General features: G+C 63.9%; 16 protein-coding genes and 2 pseudogenes. 9 read left to right on the forward strand and 9 right to left on the reverse strand.

The genetic code is table 11. The features are described from left to right. Positions 1–7: 7 nt before the first annotated feature. Positions 8–904, reverse strand: a complete 897-nt coding sequence (locus ACQR3T_RS12160) for a LysR substrate-binding domain-containing protein (RefSeq protein ID WP_428693568.1) — start codon at positions 902–904, stop codon at positions 8–10. Positions 905–1,085: 181 nt separating this feature from the next. Between ACQR3T_RS12160 and ACQR3T_RS12165 the strand changes: the two genes are divergently transcribed. Genes ACQR3T_RS12165 through ACQR3T_RS12180 form a run of 4 tightly spaced genes read left to right on the forward strand, consistent with a single transcriptional unit; the run spans position 1,086 to position 6,237 of the window. Continuing rightward, entirely contained in the window at positions 1,086–2,216 is a 1,131-nt protein-coding gene (locus tag ACQR3T_RS12165) for a PrpF domain-containing protein (RefSeq protein WP_428693569.1), read from the forward strand. A 45-nt stretch (positions 2,217–2,261) separates the two neighbouring features. Then, complete coding sequence (locus tag ACQR3T_RS12170) at positions 2,262–3,374, forward strand: ABC transporter ATP-binding protein (RefSeq protein ID WP_032377692.1); 1,113 nt, start codon at positions 2,262–2,264, stop codon at positions 3,372–3,374. Continuing rightward, complete coding sequence (locus tag ACQR3T_RS12175; protein ID WP_428693570.1) at positions 3,371–5,131, forward strand: ABC transporter permease; 1,761 nt, start codon at positions 3,371–3,373, stop codon at positions 5,129–5,131. Before ACQR3T_RS12170 ends, ACQR3T_RS12175 begins: the two co-directional genes overlap by 4 nt. Then, on the forward strand, positions 5,131–6,237 hold the full coding sequence (locus ACQR3T_RS12180; RefSeq protein ID WP_428693571.1) for an ABC transporter substrate-binding protein: 1,107 nt from the start codon (positions 5,131–5,133) through the stop codon (positions 6,235–6,237). Before ACQR3T_RS12175 ends, ACQR3T_RS12180 begins: the two co-directional genes overlap by 1 nt. 54 nt (positions 6,238–6,291) lie before the next feature. Here the strand turns inward: ACQR3T_RS12180 and ACQR3T_RS12185 are convergent, their stop codons facing one another. Then, complete coding sequence (locus ACQR3T_RS12185; RefSeq protein WP_032378413.1) at positions 6,292–6,900, reverse strand: TetR/AcrR family transcriptional regulator; 609 nt, start codon at positions 6,898–6,900, stop codon at positions 6,292–6,294. Between the two features lie 61 nt (positions 6,901–6,961). On the opposite strand from ACQR3T_RS12185, the gene ACQR3T_RS12190 reads away from it, so the two are divergent. The 3 genes and pseudogenes from ACQR3T_RS12190 (at position 6,962) to ACQR3T_RS12200 (ending at position 10,097) form a co-directional block, all read left to right on the forward strand. Beyond that, positions 6,962–8,494, forward strand: coding sequence for an acetyl-CoA acetyltransferase (locus ACQR3T_RS12190; RefSeq protein WP_428693572.1), 1,533 nt, complete (start codon positions 6,962–6,964; stop codon positions 8,492–8,494). A gap of 1 nt (position 8,495) precedes the next feature. Next, positions 8,496–9,287: pseudogene (locus tag ACQR3T_RS12195) on the forward strand (enoyl-CoA hydratase/isomerase family protein). A gap of 114 nt (positions 9,288–9,401) precedes the next feature. Further along, positions 9,402–10,097: a hypothetical protein gene (locus tag ACQR3T_RS12200; RefSeq protein WP_428693573.1), complete on the forward strand. Its 696-nt coding sequence runs from the start codon at positions 9,402–9,404 to the stop codon at positions 10,095–10,097. Here the strand turns inward: ACQR3T_RS12200 and ACQR3T_RS12205 are convergent. Then, entirely contained in the window at positions 10,070–10,975 is a 906-nt protein-coding gene (locus tag ACQR3T_RS12205; protein WP_428693574.1) for a serine hydrolase, read from the reverse strand. The two genes, ACQR3T_RS12200 and ACQR3T_RS12205, sit on opposite strands and share 28 nt — an antisense overlap. Then, on the reverse strand, positions 10,972–11,826 hold the full coding sequence (locus ACQR3T_RS12210) for a LysR family transcriptional regulator (protein ID WP_428693575.1): 855 nt from the start codon (positions 11,824–11,826) through the stop codon (positions 10,972–10,974). Before ACQR3T_RS12210 ends, ACQR3T_RS12205 begins: the two co-directional genes overlap by 4 nt. 103 nt (positions 11,827–11,929) lie before the next feature. Here ACQR3T_RS12210 and bla point away from each other — a divergent pair, with 103 nt between their 5' ends. Beyond that, positions 11,930–12,859, forward strand: coding sequence for a class A beta-lactamase (gene bla / locus ACQR3T_RS12215; RefSeq protein ID WP_428693576.1), 930 nt, complete (start codon positions 11,930–11,932; stop codon positions 12,857–12,859). Position 12,860: 1 nt separating this feature from the next. Here bla and ACQR3T_RS12220 read toward each other — a convergent pair whose 3' ends face one another. After that, positions 12,861–13,313, reverse strand: coding sequence for a MarR family winged helix-turn-helix transcriptional regulator (locus ACQR3T_RS12220; protein WP_032377685.1), 453 nt, complete (start codon positions 13,311–13,313; stop codon positions 12,861–12,863). A gap of 104 nt (positions 13,314–13,417) precedes the next feature. Between ACQR3T_RS12220 and ACQR3T_RS12225 the strand changes: the two are divergent. After that, positions 13,418–14,242 (forward strand): annotated as a pseudogene (locus tag ACQR3T_RS12225) (alpha/beta hydrolase); the annotation flags it as partial. A 100-nt stretch (positions 14,243–14,342) separates the two neighbouring features. Here the strand turns inward: ACQR3T_RS12225 and ACQR3T_RS12230 are convergent. The 4 genes from ACQR3T_RS12230 to ACQR3T_RS12245 form a co-directional block, all read right to left on the reverse strand. After that, on the reverse strand, positions 14,343–15,002 hold the full coding sequence (locus ACQR3T_RS12230; RefSeq protein ID WP_094620380.1) for a GntR family transcriptional regulator: 660 nt from the start codon (positions 15,000–15,002) through the stop codon (positions 14,343–14,345). A gap of 112 nt (positions 15,003–15,114) precedes the next feature. After that, positions 15,115–16,104: a transketolase family protein gene (locus tag ACQR3T_RS12235; protein WP_094620381.1), complete on the reverse strand. Its 990-nt coding sequence runs from the start codon at positions 16,102–16,104 to the stop codon at positions 15,115–15,117. Beyond that, positions 16,101–16,931 carry a transketolase gene (locus ACQR3T_RS12240; protein ID WP_254925529.1) on the reverse strand — a complete coding sequence of 277 codons (831 nt, stop codon included), beginning with the start codon at positions 16,929–16,931 and terminating at the stop codon, positions 16,101–16,103. Before ACQR3T_RS12240 ends, ACQR3T_RS12235 begins: the two co-directional genes overlap by 4 nt. A 71-nt stretch (positions 16,932–17,002) precedes the next feature. Beyond that, positions 17,003–18,361: an MFS transporter gene (locus tag ACQR3T_RS12245; RefSeq protein WP_428693577.1), complete on the reverse strand. Its 1,359-nt coding sequence runs from the start codon at positions 18,359–18,361 to the stop codon at positions 17,003–17,005. Positions 18,362–18,384: the final 23 nt, after the last annotated feature.

Raw genomic sequence — 18,384 nt, forward strand, 5'->3', positions numbered from 1 at the left:
CGTGGCCTCAGAACCGCGCGGCGACGTCCTGGAAAATTCTCAGTAGTACGGTCGCGCTCGGCGAGAGCTTCTGTTCTGCCAAGTGCGCCAACAATATCCGACGTGAGGGCGCGCCCGTCAACGGGACCAATCGCACATCGTCTCGTATGTTCGACAGCGCCATGCGCGGCGCGAACGAGACGCCCAGATCCACCGCCACCATTGCCTGCGCTTCCTGGTAGTCGTTCGCGGCGAACGAGACGGTGGGGGAGAAGCCTGCAGTATGGCACGCGCGCTCGAGCGCGGCACCGACCGGATGAGTGTCTTCCCGGGTGATCCACTGCTCGTGCTCCAGCTCTGTCATGTCTACCGAATCACGTTCGGCAAGATGATGATTGACTGCAACGGCCAGCATCGGTGGGTCGACGATGAGCTGGTGCACCGTCAAATCCGAGTCGGTGATTCTGGCCCACTCGTAATCCCAGAGCAGGGACAGCTCCACCTCACGGGTGTCGAGCATTCCCCGCAGCCCGGCGAACCGCGAGCTGCGCACCGTCAGTGCGACGGCGGGATGGCGTGATTTGAACAGCTTCACCACCGGTGGTAGCAAGCTGGCACCGGCCGTCGGAAACGTGCCTATTCTCAATGTACCGGCGCGGAGGCCGGACAGATCTTCGAGTTCGTTACGCGCAGCGAGTAATTGAGTTTCGATGCGCTCGGCGTGCCGGACCAGAACTTCGCCTGCCTCGGTCAGGCGCACCCCGCGAGCGTGTCGCTCCAGTAAGGGTTGGCCGGCTTCGAGCTCGAGCTTGCTCAATTGTTGCGACACCGCAGATGTGGTGAAGCTCAATCGAGTTGCGGCCCCGGTGATGGACCCGGTGCGCACCACCTCGACCAACAGCAATAGGCGTCGGGTGTCGAACATGATCGAACCACCTTTAAGTGAAAGTTAAGGGATCTCGACTTTTTCGTAATTGTACTCGACGGCGGTGTGATGCAGGCTATGTACAGCAATCGCACGAGAGCTGTGTCACATGACCGCATGCTCCCTCGAATGTTCAACTCCAAGAACGTTTTCGAGAGTAACGATCGGAAGGTATCCGAGGATGTATTCACTGCGTGGCACGTGGATGAGGGGCGGGACCAGCAAGTGCTGGCTCTTCAGCTCCGTCGACGTCGAGCCACTGATCGAACAAGCGGGGTCTCTGGACGAGATTCTGGTCTCCGCCTTCGGATCCGGCGACCCCCGGCAGCTCGACGGCGTCGGTGGCGGCAGTTCGACCACCTCGAAGGCGGCCATCGTCAGCAGGTCCTCCGAGGACGGAATCGACGTGGACTACCTCTTCGCTCAGGTCGCCATCGGTGACCGAAAGGTGGAGTGGGGAAGCAACTGTGGCAATTGCGCTACCGCGATCGGCCTGTACGCACTTCAGCAAGGACTGGTGGCGATCGATCCGGTCACCACCGTCGTGCGGCTTCGTAACCGCAACACCGGTGCCGTGCTGCTCACCGAAGTCGATACCCCGGGCGGCGTCGTTCCGTCCGAGGGGTCGGCTCAGGTTGCCGGAACGTCGGCCCTCGGCGTTCCGGTCGGACTGACGTTCATCGATCTGGGTACCGATCGCACTCGGCTGCTCCCCACCGGGGCGGTGGAGGACACCGTGGAGCTACATGGATCGCAGTACCGCGGCACCATGGTGGTCGCCGGCGCTCCCGCTGCGTTGTTCGATGCATCCGACCTGGGTATGACCGGAGCCGAGACCGCCGCCGAACTGACGGAACGTGTTCCGCTACTGGTCGAATTGCGCCGTACTGCAGCACTGCTCATGGGGCTTTCGCGCCCGCAGGATCCGATCACCCACGCAGTGCCGAAGGTCGGCATCATCGCTCCGCCGGTGGATTACCACCTCGAAGACGGAACGCTCGTCTCGGCCGACGAGTACGACGTGTGCGTACGCATGCTCTCGATGATGGCACCGCACCCGTCCATCGGCCTGACGTCGGCGGTCGCGGTGGCCGCTGCCGCAACCGTACGCGGCGGTGTGGTCGATCGGGTCGTCCACGGTGCCGCCAGCTCGACCCTGCGTCTGGGGACGCCGGCAGGTGTATTGGCCGTCGACGTCGACATCGCTGCGGACGGCAACCTCACCAGCGTGACCCTGCACCGCGCTGCACGACGGATCGCGACGGCAGAATTGTTCGTTTCCGCTGCGGCGAAGGCACTTTCGATCGTATAGCTCGACCTGTGAACACGGCTTCGACGACTGAAGAAAAGGAAGATCATGAAGGTTAGCATCGAGAATCTGAGCCTCGCCTACTCGGGAAACACTGTTGTCCGCGACCTCGACCTGGAGATCGCCGACGGAGAATCCCTGGTGTTGCTGGGGCAGTCCGGCTGCGGTAAGACGAGCACGATGCGCTGTGTGGCAGGGCTCGAGACCCCCAGCGCCGGCCGTATCACCATCGGTGATCGCGTCGTCCACGACTCGAACACCAATAAGACGATCCCCCCGCACAAACGCAACGTGGGCATGGTCTTTCAGTCCTACGCAGTGTGGCCGCACCGGACTGTATTCGACAACGTGTCGTTCTCCTTGAAGATGCAGAAGGTCAACAAGACCGAGATGAACCAGCGCGTCCTGGAGGCCCTCGACCTCGTCGGGTTGGGTGAAATGGCCCACCGCGGAGCGAGCTTGCTCAGTGGTGGTCAGATGCAGCGGGTGGCGCTGGCTCGGTCCTTGGTGATGCGCCCCAGCGTGCTCCTCCTCGACGAGCCGCTGTCGAACCTCGATGCACGACTGCGCGAACGACTTCGGATGGAACTGCGAGAGCTTCAGCTCCGACTCGGACTGACCACCGTCTACGTCACGCACGATCAGGTCGAGGCGTTCGCCCTTGCCGACCGAATCGCGTTGATGCAGAACGGCCGAATCGTGCAGATCGGTACCCCCGAGGACATCTACACCTCACCGATGTCCGCCTCGGTGGCCGAGTTCCTCGGTGTCGGCAACATCTTCCGCGCCACGCCTGCCTCGGGGCCGCGCTCGACGATGGAGCTGACGGACTTCGGGCAGATTGCAGTGTCGGTCGGTGCGGCGTCGGCGGCCGACGGGCCCGTCGTGGTGTGCCTGCGGCCCGAGGATCTGTTGGTCACCCCGTTGGACGATGCCGAGCCCGAGGGTCAGTCCTGGATGGGCACAGTCGATGTCGCCAGCTACCAGGGTGCGTCCATTCGATACCGCGTCACACTCGACGACGGCCCCGAGATCGAAGCCGTCGCCACCGGACACGCCAGCCGAATCCTGGGAATGGGAGAGCGCGCACGGGTCACAGCAGTAGCCGGCGGAGCTCAGGTTCTCGTCGACGATCGCCTCTCCGAGGCGGTGCCGGTATGAGCGCCCCCACCGACAATAGGCCCGTCAGCACGACGAAGCCGCCGGTCGACACTCCGACACCCCAACGCAGGCCGGGTCTGAAGAAGTGGATTCCGACGCTTCTGCAGTTGGCTCTGCTCACCGTGATCGTGCTGTTCCCGATGTTCTTCATCGTGATGGGCGCATTCACCGACAACGCCGAGCGCACATCGCTGTTCGACTTCGGTAACTTCACCCTCGACAACTTCTCGCTGCTCGGATCCTCGACCGCGCAGAGCGCTCTGTGGAATTCGGCTCTGGTCGGCATCGGGTCCTCGATCGTCGCGCTGGCGATCGGGTGCACGCTCGCCTTCCTGGCAGCACGTACCAACGTTCCGGGTCGAAAGATGATCTACGGCATCGGTATTGCGCCGCTCTTCCTCCCGGCGCTCGTCGGTGCACTGGCCTGGGCTTTGCTGGCCGGGCCGGCCACCGGTTACATCAACCTGGTGCTGACCGCGATCGGTCTGCCCGGCTTCATCGACATCTACAGCTTCGGCGGGATGATCTTCATCCTCGGCATCTACTACGCGCCGTATCCGTTCCTGATGGTCCACTCCGCGCTCTCGTTGATGAATCCGGACCTCGAGGACGCCGCCAGCCTGCACGGTGCGAAGTTGACGAAGATGCTGAGCAAGATCACGTTCCCGCTCGTCATGCCTGCCGTGATCGGCTCGGGAATCCTGGTTTTCGCGCTCACCGTGGAGAACTTCCCGGTGGCACAGGTGATCGGTGTGCCCGGCGGAGTCGACACCCTGCCGACCCTGATCTATCGACTGATGAACGCATCGCCCGCCCGCGGCAACGACGCCGCCGCTGTCGCAGTGGTTCTCACCGTCTTGCTGGTCGCCGTCGTCGCCTTCCAGCAGCGCGCGATGAGCAGCAAGGAATACACCACAGTCAGCGGCAAAGGTGTTCGGGCGCGTCAGGTTCCGCTGCGCGCATGGCGCATCCCGGCTGCAGTGTTCGCGTGGGTGTACTTCACCCTGGCCGTCCTCCTGCCGCTCGTCGCCCTGGTGTTGGCTGCTCTCCAGACCAGCCCGTACGTCGCGAACATCGGTCAGCTCTTCGACTCGGGAGCGCTGTCGTTCTGGGGGCTGGGAGAAACATTGCGCAGTGCCGACTTCCACAGCGTGATGACCAACAGCGTCATCGTCGGTGTCGCCACCGCCGCTATCGGCACCGCGTTCTGCTTCGCCTTGGCGTACACGAGGTACCGCACGAACGCTCCGGGCCGAAAGCTGTTGGAGTACCTGGCGATGTTGCCGCTGGCCGTTCCTGCCATCGTGCTCGGCCTGGGTCTGCTGTGGACGTGGCTTGCGCTTCCGCTGCCGATCTACGGAACACTCGCGGTGCTGGTGATCGCCTTCGTTGCTGTCACCATTCCGCAGGGCTACCGCGGTGTCTCTGCGTCGATCATCCAGTTGGACAAGGACTTGGAAGACAGCGCCGTCATGTTGGGTGCACGGCGGCACCGGGCGATCTCGTTCGTCACCGCTCCGCTGCTCAAGGTCGGTCTGTCCTCGACCTTCCTGCTGCTGCTCATGCTGTCCATGCGTGAGCTCACCGCCGCGCTGTTCCTGTTCACCTCCGACACCCGTTTGCTGTCGATCGCGATCTTCGACGCCTACGACAACGGCTCGTTCCAGTCGGCTGCCGAGTTGAGCCTGCTGTACTGCGTAGTGATCGGTGTGCTCGCAATCCTCTCGCGTCGCTTCGGATCCAAGGAAACTGTCTGATGAGAAAATTGGTCACAGCAATCGCGCTCGGTGTCGCAGTGGCAACGGCCACGGCCTGCTCACCGCCACCCGAACGCCCCGCTCTGGCTCGGGCGGCAGAGGAGATCGTCACCGACAACGGCCTCGTCATCGACGGCGAACAGATCGCCGATCCGGATCTGTGGACGCAGGCCCAGGCCGAGGGTGGCATCACCCTCTACAGCGGCTACACCGCGGTCACCGAGGCCACGGTGCTGAAGAACTTCGAGAAGGACACCGGACTCGACGTCAAGCTCGTGCGGCTCACCCCGAACCGGCTGTACGAGCGACTGGTGGCCGAGTACGGCGCGGGTCGTCTCGACGCGGACGTCGTGCGAATCTCCGATGCCGGCTTCGTCAGCGGACTCAGCGAGCGGGGTGTGTTCCAGCCGTACACACCGCCCACGGCCGGCGAGTTACAGGACGACGTGGTGTTCGACGGCGGCAACTACTACCGCACCTTCGACCCGATCTACACGATGGGCTACAACAGTGCGCTCATCGAGGGCGACGACAGGCCGGCGTCCTGGTCGGATCTTCTCGACGATCGGTGGAAGGGCAATCTGGGTATCGCTCAGGCCGGAGCCGGCGGTAGTGCACTGGCACTGACTCGGTTCCAGCGTGAGGTACTCGGCGACGACTACCTGCGTGAATACTCCTCGGAGGCAAGGGTGTTCGACTCCATCGGAGCTCAGCTCGATGCGCTCGCTCGCGGTGAGATCGAAGCAGGGACCGTCGTGGTGAGCAGCGTCAACATCGCCAACAACGAGAATGCGCCGGTCAACTTCGTGGTACCGGAGGAGGGACTCACCGCCTACGACTACTACACCGGTGTTGCATCCACAGCGAAAAACATTGCGGCCGCTCAGGTATTCATGAACTGGAACCTCTCCAAGAGGGGACAGCAGGTCTTCAGCGATCTCGGTGAGTACTCGGTGCGCAACGACATCGACCCGCCGGTGATCCGCGGAATCGAACTGCCGAAGTTCACCGACCCCAAGGTCAACCGAATCACGCAGTCGGAGTCGATCGAGAACTCTGCCGACGACCAGGAAGCCTGGAACGCAATCTTCGGCTACAACGAATAGAAGAAGCACCTCGTTTGCGGCCGCCGGGTCCATGAGACTCGGCGGCCGTTCGTGTCATGTCGCGCCGACACCATCGAGGACCGCGTCGACCAGATTCTCTGCGTAGACGCGGTCCTCGGTGTCGCCTCGATCGGAACCGGTGCGATGCGAGAAGATGACGTGGCTGAACACCGCACCGGTCACCAGTTCGAGAATTCGGGTGGTATCGGCGGACTCGGGCAATTCGCCTCGACTCTGAGCTCGATGCACGATGAGGCGCGCCGCGACCAGACGGCTCTTGTTGAGCGTCTCCATCATTCGGCCGAGTAGGTCGGGGTGCACCCGCGCATCGAGGGCGACCCTCAGGCTGACCAGCCCGGCTGTCCCTCGGTAACCCTGCAGAAGCTGCACTGCGAGCTCGACGAGATCTGCCCGCAGCGTGCCGAGGTCGATCGGCGTCGCGAGTGGACTTCGGGCTTCCAGTGCATCGACGACCAAGGCTCCCTTCGATTCCCAGCGTCGGTAGAGCGCGGCTCTCCCGACCGAAGCGCGGCGGGCGACGGCGTCGAGTGTGAAGCCGGACCACCCCTTTTCCCAGTACACCTCGAGCACCGCGTCGTAGACGCGGTCTTCGAGATGTGGATCGCGAGGACGTCCCCGTCGGCTCGTGGCTTCGTCGGTCACCCTCGAATTGTCGCACCTGACGGCATTGCAGACAATCTCTGTCTGTAATAGGTTTCCGGTCATGAGTTCTGCACGCCACGAGGCGTCGACGGTGGATCCGACACGTGTTCCGGTGATCGTGGCTATCGGTGAAACAAGCGGCCGCGGCGAACCCATGGGCGTCGAACCCATGGAACTGATCACGCTCGCTGCGACTGCGGCACTCCGGGACTCGCCGACGTCGGAGCCGTGGATTCGCCGCGCGGACAGCATCGCGTTCTGTCATATCGCCAGCTGGGCCTACGCCAGTCCCGCCGCGGCGCTGGCACGTGGATTCGGTGCCACACCCGCAGACGTGTTCGACGCTCCGATCGGTGGGCAATGGCCTGCGCGACTTCTCGATCGCGCGGCCGCGCGCATTGCTTCCGGAGAGTCGACGGTGGCGGTGATCGCGGGCGGTGAAGCCCAGGCCTCGATGAGCGCACTGGTCAAGGCCGGTCGAGACCCCGTCGACGACGGTGGGTGGAGCACGGATCCGGGCGGTCCACCCACCTTCGACCTCGACCAACTCGGCAGCGCTGCAATGCAAGAGGCCGGTCTGATCTCACCGGTCCGGATCTATCCGTTGTTCGAGAGCCGATTTCGCTTCGAGTCCGGCCTGGATCCGGAGGCACGGCAGGCCGAATGCAGCGAGCTGTATGCGACGTTCTCCGTTGTTGCCGAGAAGAATCCGTACTCATGGAACGGGCGAGCGCGGACGGCTGCGGACATCGGCACGCCGTCACCGAAGAACCGCATCGTGTGCGAGCCGTATCCGCTGTCGATGAACGCCATGCCGTTCGTCGACCAGGCGGCGTGCATCGTGGTGACGAGCTTGGCCGAAGCTCGCGAACGTGGTGTGCCCGAGAGCGACATCGTGTACGTCTGGGGCGGTGCCGGTGCCGAGGACACGGTCGACATTCTCGACCGCAGTAGTTTCGGCCGGTCCCCAGCGATGGAAGACGCGATGGATCGCGCGTTGCACGGCGCGGAGATCGGGGTCGAGCAACTGGACGTGTTGGACGTCTACAGCTGCTTTCCGATCGTGCCGACCCTGGCCACACGTCACCTCGGAACGCCGAAGTCGTTGATTCCCACAGAGACCGGTGGCCATTCTTCCTTCGGCGGACCTCTCAGTAGTCATTCGCTGCATTCGATCACCGCATCGGTTCGGGAGATTCGTGGCGGGAAGAGCTGTGCGCTGGTGCACGCGAACGGTGGATATCTGACCTACCACCACTCCGTGCTGTTGGGTGCCGAACAGCATCCGCTCGGCTACATCGGAAATTCCGAACCCGCAGTACTGGAATCGGATCCGCCTCGAGCACCTGTCGAGGACGGGGATCTTGTGGTGGAGACTGTCTCCGTCGAGCATTCACGGCAGCAGGAACCGAACCAGGCTTTCCTCGTCGGGAGGGACGAGCGCGGACGACGCGTTGCCGCCCAGACGGCACCCGGCGATACGGCCAGTGCGCATGCGTTGTCCCTCCATCGAGGCGAACCTGCACGCGAAATCATCGGAGCAACAGTCAGTGTCGAGTCGAACGAGGGGAACATTCGTGTCCGAGGCCGATAGCATCGAACCTGTTGTACTGACCAGGCGTGAAGGTCATGTACTCGTCGTCACGATCAACCGACCGAAGGCTGCCAACAGCATCGACGCACGCGTGCATACGCTGCTCGGGCAGGCCTGGTAGTCGGGCGAGGCCGACCACGACATCCGTGCCATCGTCTTGACCGGCGCGGGATCGGCGACCTTCTGCGGGGGTGCGGATCTGAAAGCCCTCGGCACCGGAGGCCCCGGCGCGGTGACCCCGCCCGAGACCGGGCATTGGGGGTTCGCCGGGATTGTCCAACACCCGATTTCGGTTCCCGTCATCTCGGCGGTGAACGGGTCCGCGATGGGAGGTGGAACCGAGATCGCTCTGGCCTCGGATATGGTCGTTGCCTCTGACACGGCCGTATTCGGCCTACCCGAGATCCGCCGCGGACTCGTCGCCGGTGCAGGCGGTGCCTTTCGGCTGATGTCCGCAGTGCCGGAACACGTTGCGCTGGAGATGATCTTGACGGGCCAGCCGATCTCCGCACAGGAGGCCGCACGATGGGGGCTGGTCAACAGGGTTGTCGCGCCCGATGACGTTCTCGGTACGGCACTCGATCTCGCCCGCCTGTGCGCGGAGGGCGCGCCGCTCGCGGTGCGCGCATCCAAGCGGCTCGCTCGACGCATCTCCGACGGCACCATCGCGCACGAGGAAGAATCGTGGCAGCAGAACCGTCGGGAATTGGATCGACTCGCCACCACCCAGGACGTCGTCGAAGGAATCACCGCATTCCTGCAGAAGCGCGATCCGACATGGACCGCGCAGTGAGCGCTCAGCGCTGAGGAACACTGTTACCCAAGCGTGACCTGCTTAGCGCAAGTAACGGAGTGGTGCCCGAGGCGATAGACCGGGCACGATGTTCGTCGCGAGTGGGGAGTCGTCATGAGAGTGCGTTCTTCGATCGGATCCGCCCTGTTGACGGTGGTGGCCATGGCCGCCCTGACGGCCTGCGGCGACAATGACGCTCGGCCCGCCCCGCAGGCAGTAGCGACGTCCACCCAGGTGGGCGGTGCCCAACCAGGGGCTCCGGTCGAGAACGCGCCATCGGAGAGTCCGGCGGCCGATGAACCGGATACCGGCGATGGATCAGGGCCGATCGACGCGTCGGTACCTGCACCGACCGCTGCTGCGCCCCCTTCTCAGCCTGTGGCGGTCGAGCCGCCCGTTCAGGATCCGGTGCAGCCGCAGATTCCTCCTGTATCGAACCCCGATGGAGACCTCGCGTCGACGATCATGGGGGATTGGCAGCGGCACGCAAGCATTCTTCACCTCGATCCCGACCCGGCGAGCAGCACGTTCACCACCGGAGCGAGTTGCTGCGACGTCGAAACCTGGACGGCCACCTACACACCGATCGGTGACGACAAGGAAGACGGCGTGGTCGTCACGCTGCTGGAGCGCACGTTCCTGGCCGGAGACGGGCTGGGCGGAACCCTGCACGAGGGCAAACGATTCGAGGCCTCGCCGAGTATCGGGTTCAACGACACCCGCGTGTTGATGACCTACGATCTGGGCGACGCTCCCGGCGTCAACACGTGGTGCCGATCCGGTCACGGCGTTCCCGAGTGCGGTGCCTGACGTACCGCCGTCACTGCGATTCTGGCCGCATGGCCGATGGCCTGATCGACCAGCGGGAGGTACAGGTCCATCCGCGCTGCCCTGGTGAACACCGACACCGCGACGGGCGTCTCGCCTGGGAACGACACCACGGCAACCTCGTTGCGAATGGGCCCGATGGTTCCGGTCTTGCCCGCGACCTGCACATCCGGGTACGGGATTCCGCTGCGAATTCTGTGCGGCCATACCTGCTGAGCCAGAACCGCTTTCATGTAGAGGCACTGCGCCGGCGATGCCGCGGTGCCCAGCCAGATCGAGCGCAGAACGGTGTTGCTGTCACGAGGTGTGGTGCACGAGGTGTACGCCGGATCGAAACCCGAGCTGTCGACCACCGTGTAGTTGCTGGCCAGTAGGCCCACCGCTTCGTCCGCGTTCAACCGGCCGGTATCCCGGACGATCTGATCACCCAGTTGTTTCGTGCCACCCACGATGCGCGTGTGTTCGAGTCCGAGATCGTCGATCACTCGGGTGAGTGCATCGAGCCCCACTGCGCCGAGAAGTGCGTCGGCAGCGGCATTGTCGGAGACGGTGATCATCGAGCGTGCGATGTCCCGCCAACTCATGGTCACCGGATCCGCGAAACTCGAGATGCCGGTCGGCCCGGGACTGCACTGTGCCGGAACGAGTCGCACCGAATCGGTTGCAGTCAAGGATCCTTCGTCGAACGCACGCGCAGCGGCAACGAGCAGCACGATCTTCCACACCGACGCGGCGACGACGGGGTCGTCTCCCTCGTACTCGACGGCCGTGCCGATGCCGTCGATCCGCTCGGCGCGTACCCAACCAAGACAGCCTGCGTCGGCGAATACGGCGCGCAGCTGTTCGTCGGTCGTATTCACTTGTCGGCCTGCAACAGGATTCGGTCGATGAGATTCACCAGAGACTCGGCCTCGTCGTTGCGGCGCACGATCCGCACTCGCAGGGCAACGTCGTCGGACGAGAGGTCGAGATGTTCGGTGCCAGGCAGTACCGGACTCGCGGCAGGTACGAGCCCGAAACATCGACCTGACGCAACGCTGATCGTGACAGCGCGAAAGGTGTTCGCAACGAACACCTCTGGATCGAGGGCGTGGCGCCGAAACGCATCGAGCAGCAGGTCGTGTGCAGGTGGATTCGCAGCCCGCGGCGTGGTGGCGAAGGCGAGGTCGGACAACATGGTCAGTCGCGGCCGCGCCGCTCGGGCCGACCTGTGACCGACAGGAACGCTGACCCGCCGGGGTAACGCAATTACTGGTCCGGCCACCAGTCGATCGAGTACCACCGGGTGATCGATCACGGCAACGTCGAGTTCGTGTGATCGCACCCGGTCCAGCAGAGACAGTGCACCGCCGGTCTCCACCCGTGCTTGGACTCCGACGGACGCGGCGATACGTGCGGCCAGAGCATCGTCCAGCTGGGGGATGAGGCCGATGCGGACCGTCTCGGACGCGGTGAGTGACTCTGCCGTGGTGGTCAATCGGCGTGCGTCGTCGACGATCAAGCGGGCCCGTGGCAACAGCGCAGCCCCGTGCTCGGTGATGGCGGCACCGTCGGGTGTCCGCTCCACGAGTACGACACCGAGGTGCTTCTCCAGGGTCTTGATCGCCCGAGACACCGGTGGCTGCGTCACGCCCAGAGCCGCCGCTGCGCGACCGAAGTGGCGTTCCTCGGCGACGGCGACGAAATACTCGAGATGGCGAACAAGATCCACCGACCTATTGAAACACGTCTACCTGCCGCGATACCGAAGTGGAATGACGAAGCCATGCCTCGGGACTTGGCTCGGAGGCGAGAGGGTGTGATCGCATGACCCCATGCGTACTTCGACATCCACCCGACTGATCACCGTGATCGCAGCGGCGGCGCTGACTGCCGGAGTGGCCTGTTCCTCGACGGCCACCACCGAACCGCCGCAGACGGCCGCGAGCACCGCCCAGTCCACCACCGAACAAGCCTCGGCCGAACAGAACTATCTCGAACTCGAGGCCAGGGACACTGCACGGCTCGGCGTCAATGTGCTCGATCTCGCGACCGGTTCCAGTCAGAGTTACCGCGGCGACGAACGTTTCGCGTTCTGCTCCACCTTCAAGGTGTATGCCGTCGGTGCCGTACTCGCCGCAGTCGATGCGGGCAGGTTACAGCTCACCGACACCAGAACGATCACAGCCGAGGACAAGGTGCCCGAATCGGCGGTCGATTGGGAACCAGGCTCGGTCGTCACCATCGCAGATTTGGCAGCGGCCGCATTGACCAAGAGCGACAACACATCCGGCAATCTACTGATTCGCGAGGCGGGCGGCACCGCAGCACTCACCGATTTCGCACGATCACTCGGTGACACCGAGTTTCGCCTCGATCGCACCGAACCGGAATTGAACACGGCAATCCCGGGTGATCCACGGGACACCACGACACCCAACTCGCTGGCCGCCGGCTACCGAACCCTGCTCGACGGCGATGTTCTGACCGAGGCTTCGCGCAAGCAGCTGCTCGAGTGGATGGGCGACACCGAGACGTCCACCGCCCGGTTCCGGGCTGGCATTGCGCCGCAATGGACTTCGGCCGACAAGACCGGCACCGGAAGTTACGGCGTCTCCAACGATGCCGGACTGCTCTTCGGACCGGACGGGCAGAGGGTCCTGCTGGTCGTGCTCAGCGCGACGACGTCGGGGGTGGAAGATTCGCCGGCCATGAACCCCTTGGTAGCCGACGCCACCAGAGCAGCCGTGGAACAGGTGGAGTGAATCAGCCCTCGGCGCGTCGAACGGCGTCGACCAACGGGACGAGATCCGGCTCGTCGGATGCTTCGTCCAGAGCCTCGCGCAACGCCGCATCGTTGGTCGGCCGCGCTGCCTCGAGCAGGGCCAGGCCTTCTTCGCTGACGTCGGTGTAGATACCGCGGCGATCGGTGGGGCACAGGTACCGCGTGAGCAGCCCCCGATCCTCGAGCCGAGTGACCAGGCGGGTCGTCGCGCTCTGGCTCAGTACGACGGCGTCGGCCACCTGCTTCATCTGGAGGTGACCGCCGACCCCGTCGTGCTGCCTGCCCAAGACGTCGAGCAACCAGTATTCACGCGCGCTGAGATTGTGGTTGGTCTGCAGCGCTCGCTCGATGCGGCTTTCGATACGTCCGTGCAGGACGGCAAGCGCAAGCCAATTCTGCGCAAGGGCAGTCAGGGCGGGGTCGTGTGCGCTCATTCGTCGTGCCTTTCGATACCTGTACTCGTGACCACCCACCATACCGCGCCGACAATTAACGGCGTCTGCAATGAATGGCGGGGACAACACCTACTGTGGAATGTATGCGCATCGACGACCTCGATCCAGAGCTGCAACGTGTGGTGAAGGAGGTTCCGGCCGTGGACTTTCGCGACATCACTGCTGCTCGGGCCACGACGACGAGCGGCCCGGAGCCTCTGTCTGCGAACGTTGTTGTGTCGAACGCGAGTGCGGATTTCGACGGGCACACCGTCGGTGTTCGGATCACCGGTCCGCGCAGGGTGACCAGCGGGCCGCTGCCGATCGTGGTCGAAATGCACGGCGGCGGTTTCGCATTGGGCTCGGCTTCCTCGAACGATGAAGGAAACGCAGGTCTCGCGGCTGCGCTGCAGTGCGTCGTCGTTGCCGTCGACTACCGGTTGGCCCCTGAATTCCCCTATCCCGCAGCCGTTGACGACTGTGTCACCGCGGTGCAGTGGGCGGTCGATGCTGCCGACAGCATCGGCGGTGACCCGGCGCGGATCGGTCTCTTGGGAACCAGTGCCGGAGCGTGTCTGGCCGCGTGCACTGCCTTGGAACTTCGTGACAGCGGCGGTCCGAGACTGGCGATGCAGGCACTGATCGAACCGGCACTCGACGACAGAGCCGACTCGCCGTCGATGAAACAGGGCGTCGACGCCGTGTTCTGGAACACCGGCAATGCGGTTCTGAGTTGGCAGCACTATCTCGGAGGGCTGGTTGCTGACGAACACACGTCACCGGCGCGGCGACAAGACCTCGAGAGCCTGCCGCCGACCTATATCACCGTCAACGAACTCGACCCCCTACGCGATCAGGGTATCGACTACGCCCGCAGACTTCTGGCAGCAGGTAACAGAACCGAATTCCATTGCTGGCCTGGCGCATTCCACGGATTCACCATGTTCGACACGGCGCTGTCTCGTCGCGCCCGGTCAAGCGATGGATCGTCTGATGAACGGTCCTGTCAGCAGCTGAGCCATTCAGCAGTTACGCAACGAGGTTGCCGACGGCCCACATCATGTGGTCGCGCACCGCAGCCGTTGCGTCGTCGGGCACCCCGGCCTCGATGGCGTCGACCATCTCGTGGTGGCGGTCGGCATCCATGTTGCCCAGGGCGCGATCACGTCCCGCGTACATGATCGACATGCGGATCGAACCCTCGAGACTGGTCCAGGAATGAAGCAGGGTCTCGTTGTCGGCGGATCGACACAGCAGGCGATGGAAGTCGAGGTCGGCCTCGATGCGGTCGTCGAGTGTCTCGTCCTTCGGGGCCTGATTGAGCAGTTGGAGTGCTGCGCGTAGTTCTGCGACGATGCGGGGGCGTTCGGGATGTCGAGCGATCTCGGCTGCGGCCAAGCCCTCGAGTGCGCCTCGCACCGAAAAGATGTCCTGAATCTCCTTGGTATCGAGATGACGTACGTGCAGTCGTCCGCGAGCGCCGGCGACGACTAGGCCTTCCTGCTGCAACTGGCGCAGGGCCTCGCGCAGAGTTCCCCGACTGATCTGCAGGCGCTCGGACAGTTCGGTCTCGACCAGGGCACTGCGGGGACGAAGCTCACCGCTGGTGATGGCAGACCGCAGAGCGGTGACCGCCTGCTGACGCAGGTTGGTCTTCTGCAGTCCGAGAAGTGCGCCGGGTTGCCCCATGGCGGGGGCTCCTTTCGTCGATGACGTCTCACTGCAGACAGTCGACTGATAGCTGTTGACAGTGAGTGTACGTCCGGCGTCGACGACCTCTCGGACTGTGACGTCGTTCGTGTCAGAGTTCTGTCATGATGCGAGCTTCCATACTGGACGTCGACAGACCGTAGCGATCGTGCAACGTCGGCAGGGCACCTGCAGCAAGAAACTCATCGGGTAAGGAGATCGCACCCACCTTCTTCCCCAGTCCGCGCTCGACGATGGCCGAGGCGACGGTCTCGAAGAGACCGCCGATCTTGGTGTGGTTCTCGCAGGTGAATGCCAACCGCGGAGTATCCAGTTCAGCGAGAACGGTGTCGGCGTCGAAGGGCTTGATCGTCGGGGTGTGTACCACGGCGACGTCGATGTTGTGCTTTTCCAGATTCTTCGCTGCCTGCAGGGCGCGCATCGTCATCAGTCCGCTCGATACCAGCACCACATCGCTGCCTGGGCGGATGACCTTGGCTTTGCCGAGTTCGAAGGTGTAGTCGTACTCGTCGAGCACGGTCGCCACCTTGCCTCGGAGCAAGCGCAGGTACGTCGGCCCGTCGGAGGCGGCGAGCTGGGGCACGGCCTGGCTGATGTCGACCGAGTCGCACGGATCGACGATCGTCAGGTTCGGCATCCCACGAAAGATGGCGATGTCCTCGGTGGCCTGATGACTCGGTCCGTATCCCGTGGTGAGTCCGGGCAGGCCGCCGATGATGTTGACGTTCAGATTGGGCTCGGCGATATCGAGGCACAGGAAGTCGTATGCCCGACGGGCCGCGAACACCGAGTACGTCGATGCGAACGGGATCAGTCCGGTCTCGGCCATACCTGCGGAGGCTCCGAGGAGTAGTTGCTCGGCCATGCCCATCTGGAAGAAGCGATCGGGAAAGGCCTGGGCGAAGATGTGCATGTCGGTGTACTTGGCTAGGTCGGCGCTGAGGCCGACGATCTTGTCGTTGTTCTGCGCGGCCTCGACCAAGGCGTGACCGAAGGGGGCGTCGGCGGTGCGTTGGCCGGGATCGACGAACGAGGCAATCATCGCCGATGTCTTGAGTTTCGGGGGAGTGGTGGTGGTCATGCCTGAACCTCGTTTTCCTGCAGGTAGGTCTGGTCGGTGAAACGCTCGGTCAACTGGTCGCGGCAGATGCTCCACTCGCTCTCGTCGATGCGCATGAAGTGCGCCTTCTCCCGGTTTTCGAGCAGGGGGACTCCGTAGCCGATCTTGGTGTCGCAGATGACGATCGAGGGTGTTCCGACGGGCTCGGCTGCGGCGCAGGCAGAGTCGAATGCGGCAGACAGGGCCGCGGGATCGTTCCCGTTCACGCGGTAGACGTTCCACCCCATCGCGGCCCACTTCTCGTGGACGGGCTCGATACCGAGCACACCTGCTGTCGGTCCGTCCGCTTGGAGCGCGTTCATGTCGACCATGGCGATGAGGTTGCCGAGTCGGTGGTGATGGGCACCCATCGCCGCCTCCCAGGTGGAACCTTCGTCCAGTTCGCCGTCGGAGAGAAAGTTGAATACCCGCGACGCGGAATTCTGATGGCGGAGTCCGAGTGCCATTCCCACTGCGACGGTCAGTCCATGGCCCAGCGAACCACCGGAAATCTCCATACCCGGTGTGTAGGTGGCCATTCCGGACATCGGGAGTCGGGACTCATCCGAGCCGTACGTCTCGAGTTCGGCGACCGGCACGATATTCGCCGCGGCCAGGGCGGCGTAGAGGCCGATGGCGTAGTGGCCGGTGGAGAGCAGAAAGCGGTCTCGTTCGGCCCATTCGGGATCCTCGGCCCGGTAGTTCAACCTATCGGCGTACACGGCGGCGAAGATGTCTGCGGCACCGAGGGCCTGCCCAACGTAGCCCTGCCCCTGCGCCTCGCCCATGTCGATGACGTGGTGGCGCATATCGTACGCGAACTTGGCTGCGCGTTCGATCTTTGATGTCGAGTCATGCTGTGTTGCTTCGGTTGTCGTGCTCACAGTAGTTCCTTTGCGCGAGTGGAGGCCGGAAAACCCGCTGGGGTGTCGAGTCCTGCCTGTGCTGCGAGGCGTCGCTCGGTGGGGCCCCAGGTTTCCTTGGTGGCGATGGCGGAGCCGAGCCCGATGAGGGCGTAGACAATGAACAGCAGGGCCGGTCCGAGCCACCCGAGCCAGACGAACAGCAACGTGGTGATGAACGGAGTGAAGCCGGAGACCATGGCCGAGATCTGGTACGCCAGTGAAGCTCCCGATGCCCGGCGGGAGGCGTCGAACAGTTCGGGGAACCAGGCACCCTGCGAGCCGGCGAGTGCATTCTGGCAGACGGCGTAGGCGAGAACGATGGTCGCGATGACGAACATGAACAGGCCCGTGTTCACCAGAAGGAACATCGGTATTCCGAACAGTGCGGCGAAGGTACACACCGCGATGTAGAGGGGGCGTCGTCCGATCCTGTCGGTGAGAGCGGCCCAGCCGGTGGTGGCGAAGATGCCGATGAACGAGGCGATGCAGAGTGCGGTGATGGTCTCGGAGGTGGTCGCCAGTTCTTGGGTGTGCAGGTAGGAGATCATGTAGGTGACGGACACTGCGTATCCCGCAGTCTCGGCGATGCGAAGACCGATGCCACGCAGAATGTTTCGCCAGTCGTGCTTGATGGCCTCCTTGATCGGAGACTTGGAGACGCCGGCCTCCTTGACGTCGTCGAACACCGGCGACTCGGGAACCTTCGAGCGAATGATCAGGCCGACTGCGACCAGGACGATGCTGAACAAGAAGGGCACTCGCCAGGCCCAGTCGCCGCCGAGGTGCACGCTTCCGAGGAAGACGAGGTTGGCGAGCAGTAGCCCGACCGGGAAGCCTGCCTGCACGATGCCGGTGAACTTGCCTTTCTTGCGCCACGGGGCGTGTTCGTAACTCATGAGGATCGCGCCGCCCCATTCGGCACCGAAGGCGAGTCCTTGGATGATGCGTACCACCACGAGCAGGATCGGCGCGATGATGCCGGCTTGGGCGTAGGTGGGCAGCAGGCCGATGGCGAAGGTGGCGATGCCCATAAGGATGAGGGAGCCGACCAGCACGGGTTTACGGCCTACGCGATCGCCCAGGTGTCCTCCGACGATGCCGCCGAGGGGGCGGGCGGCGAAGCCGACGCCGAGGGTGGCGAAGGCCGCCAGTGTGCCGGTGACGGAGTTGGAGCCGGGGAAGAATGCGGTTCCGAAGTACAGGGCGGCGGCAGTGCCGAAGCCGATGAAGTCGTACGTTTCGATGACGGCACCGACCGAAGATCCGACGGCGACGCGTTTTGCGTCTTTCGTGCCGTGGACCGGTCCGCGCATCTGCAGAGCATCTGTGCTCATGGGGACTCTCCTGCTGAGGTGTT

It is taken from the genome of Rhodococcus sp. IEGM1428 (assembly GCF_050321865.1).
Taxonomy (GTDB): Bacteria; Actinomycetota; Actinomycetes; order Mycobacteriales; family Mycobacteriaceae; genus Rhodococcoides.

What these genes read in the sequence shown, in the direction of transcription:
- ACQR3T_RS12160 (WP_428693568.1), bottom strand. Translation starts at nt 904, where the DNA reads ATGTTCGACACCCGACGCCTATTGCTGTTGGTCGAGGTGGTGCGCACC.
- ACQR3T_RS12165 (WP_428693569.1), top strand. Translation starts at nt 1,086, where the DNA reads ATGTATTCACTGCGTGGCACGTGGATGAGGGGCGGGACCAGCAAGTGC.
- ACQR3T_RS12170 (WP_032377692.1), top strand. Translation starts at nt 2,262, where the DNA reads ATGAAGGTTAGCATCGAGAATCTGAGCCTCGCCTACTCGGGAAACACT.
- ACQR3T_RS12175 (WP_428693570.1), top strand. Translation starts at nt 3,371, where the DNA reads ATGAGCGCCCCCACCGACAATAGGCCCGTCAGCACGACGAAGCCGCCG.
- ACQR3T_RS12180 (WP_428693571.1), top strand. Translation starts at nt 5,131, where the DNA reads ATGAGAAAATTGGTCACAGCAATCGCGCTCGGTGTCGCAGTGGCAACG.
- ACQR3T_RS12190 (WP_428693572.1), top strand. Translation starts at nt 6,962, where the DNA reads ATGAGTTCTGCACGCCACGAGGCGTCGACGGTGGATCCGACACGTGTT.
- ACQR3T_RS12200 (WP_428693573.1), top strand. Translation starts at nt 9,402, where the DNA reads ATGAGAGTGCGTTCTTCGATCGGATCCGCCCTGTTGACGGTGGTGGCC.
- bla (WP_428693576.1), top strand. Translation starts at nt 11,930, where the DNA reads ATGCGTACTTCGACATCCACCCGACTGATCACCGTGATCGCAGCGGCG.
- ACQR3T_RS12220 (WP_032377685.1), bottom strand. Translation starts at nt 13,313, where the DNA reads ATGAGCGCACACGACCCCGCCCTGACTGCCCTTGCGCAGAATTGGCTT.
- ACQR3T_RS12230 (WP_094620380.1), bottom strand. Translation starts at nt 15,002, where the DNA reads ATGGGGCAACCCGGCGCACTTCTCGGACTGCAGAAGACCAACCTGCGT.
- ACQR3T_RS12235 (WP_094620381.1), bottom strand. Translation starts at nt 16,104, where the DNA reads ATGACCACCACCACTCCCCCGAAACTCAAGACATCGGCGATGATTGCC.
- ACQR3T_RS12240 (WP_254925529.1), bottom strand. Translation starts at nt 16,931, where the DNA reads ATGCGCCACCACGTCATCGACATGGGCGAGGCGCAGGGGCAGGGCTAC.
- ACQR3T_RS12245 (WP_428693577.1), bottom strand. Translation starts at nt 18,361, where the DNA reads ATGAGCACAGATGCTCTGCAGATGCGCGGACCGGTCCACGGCACGAAA.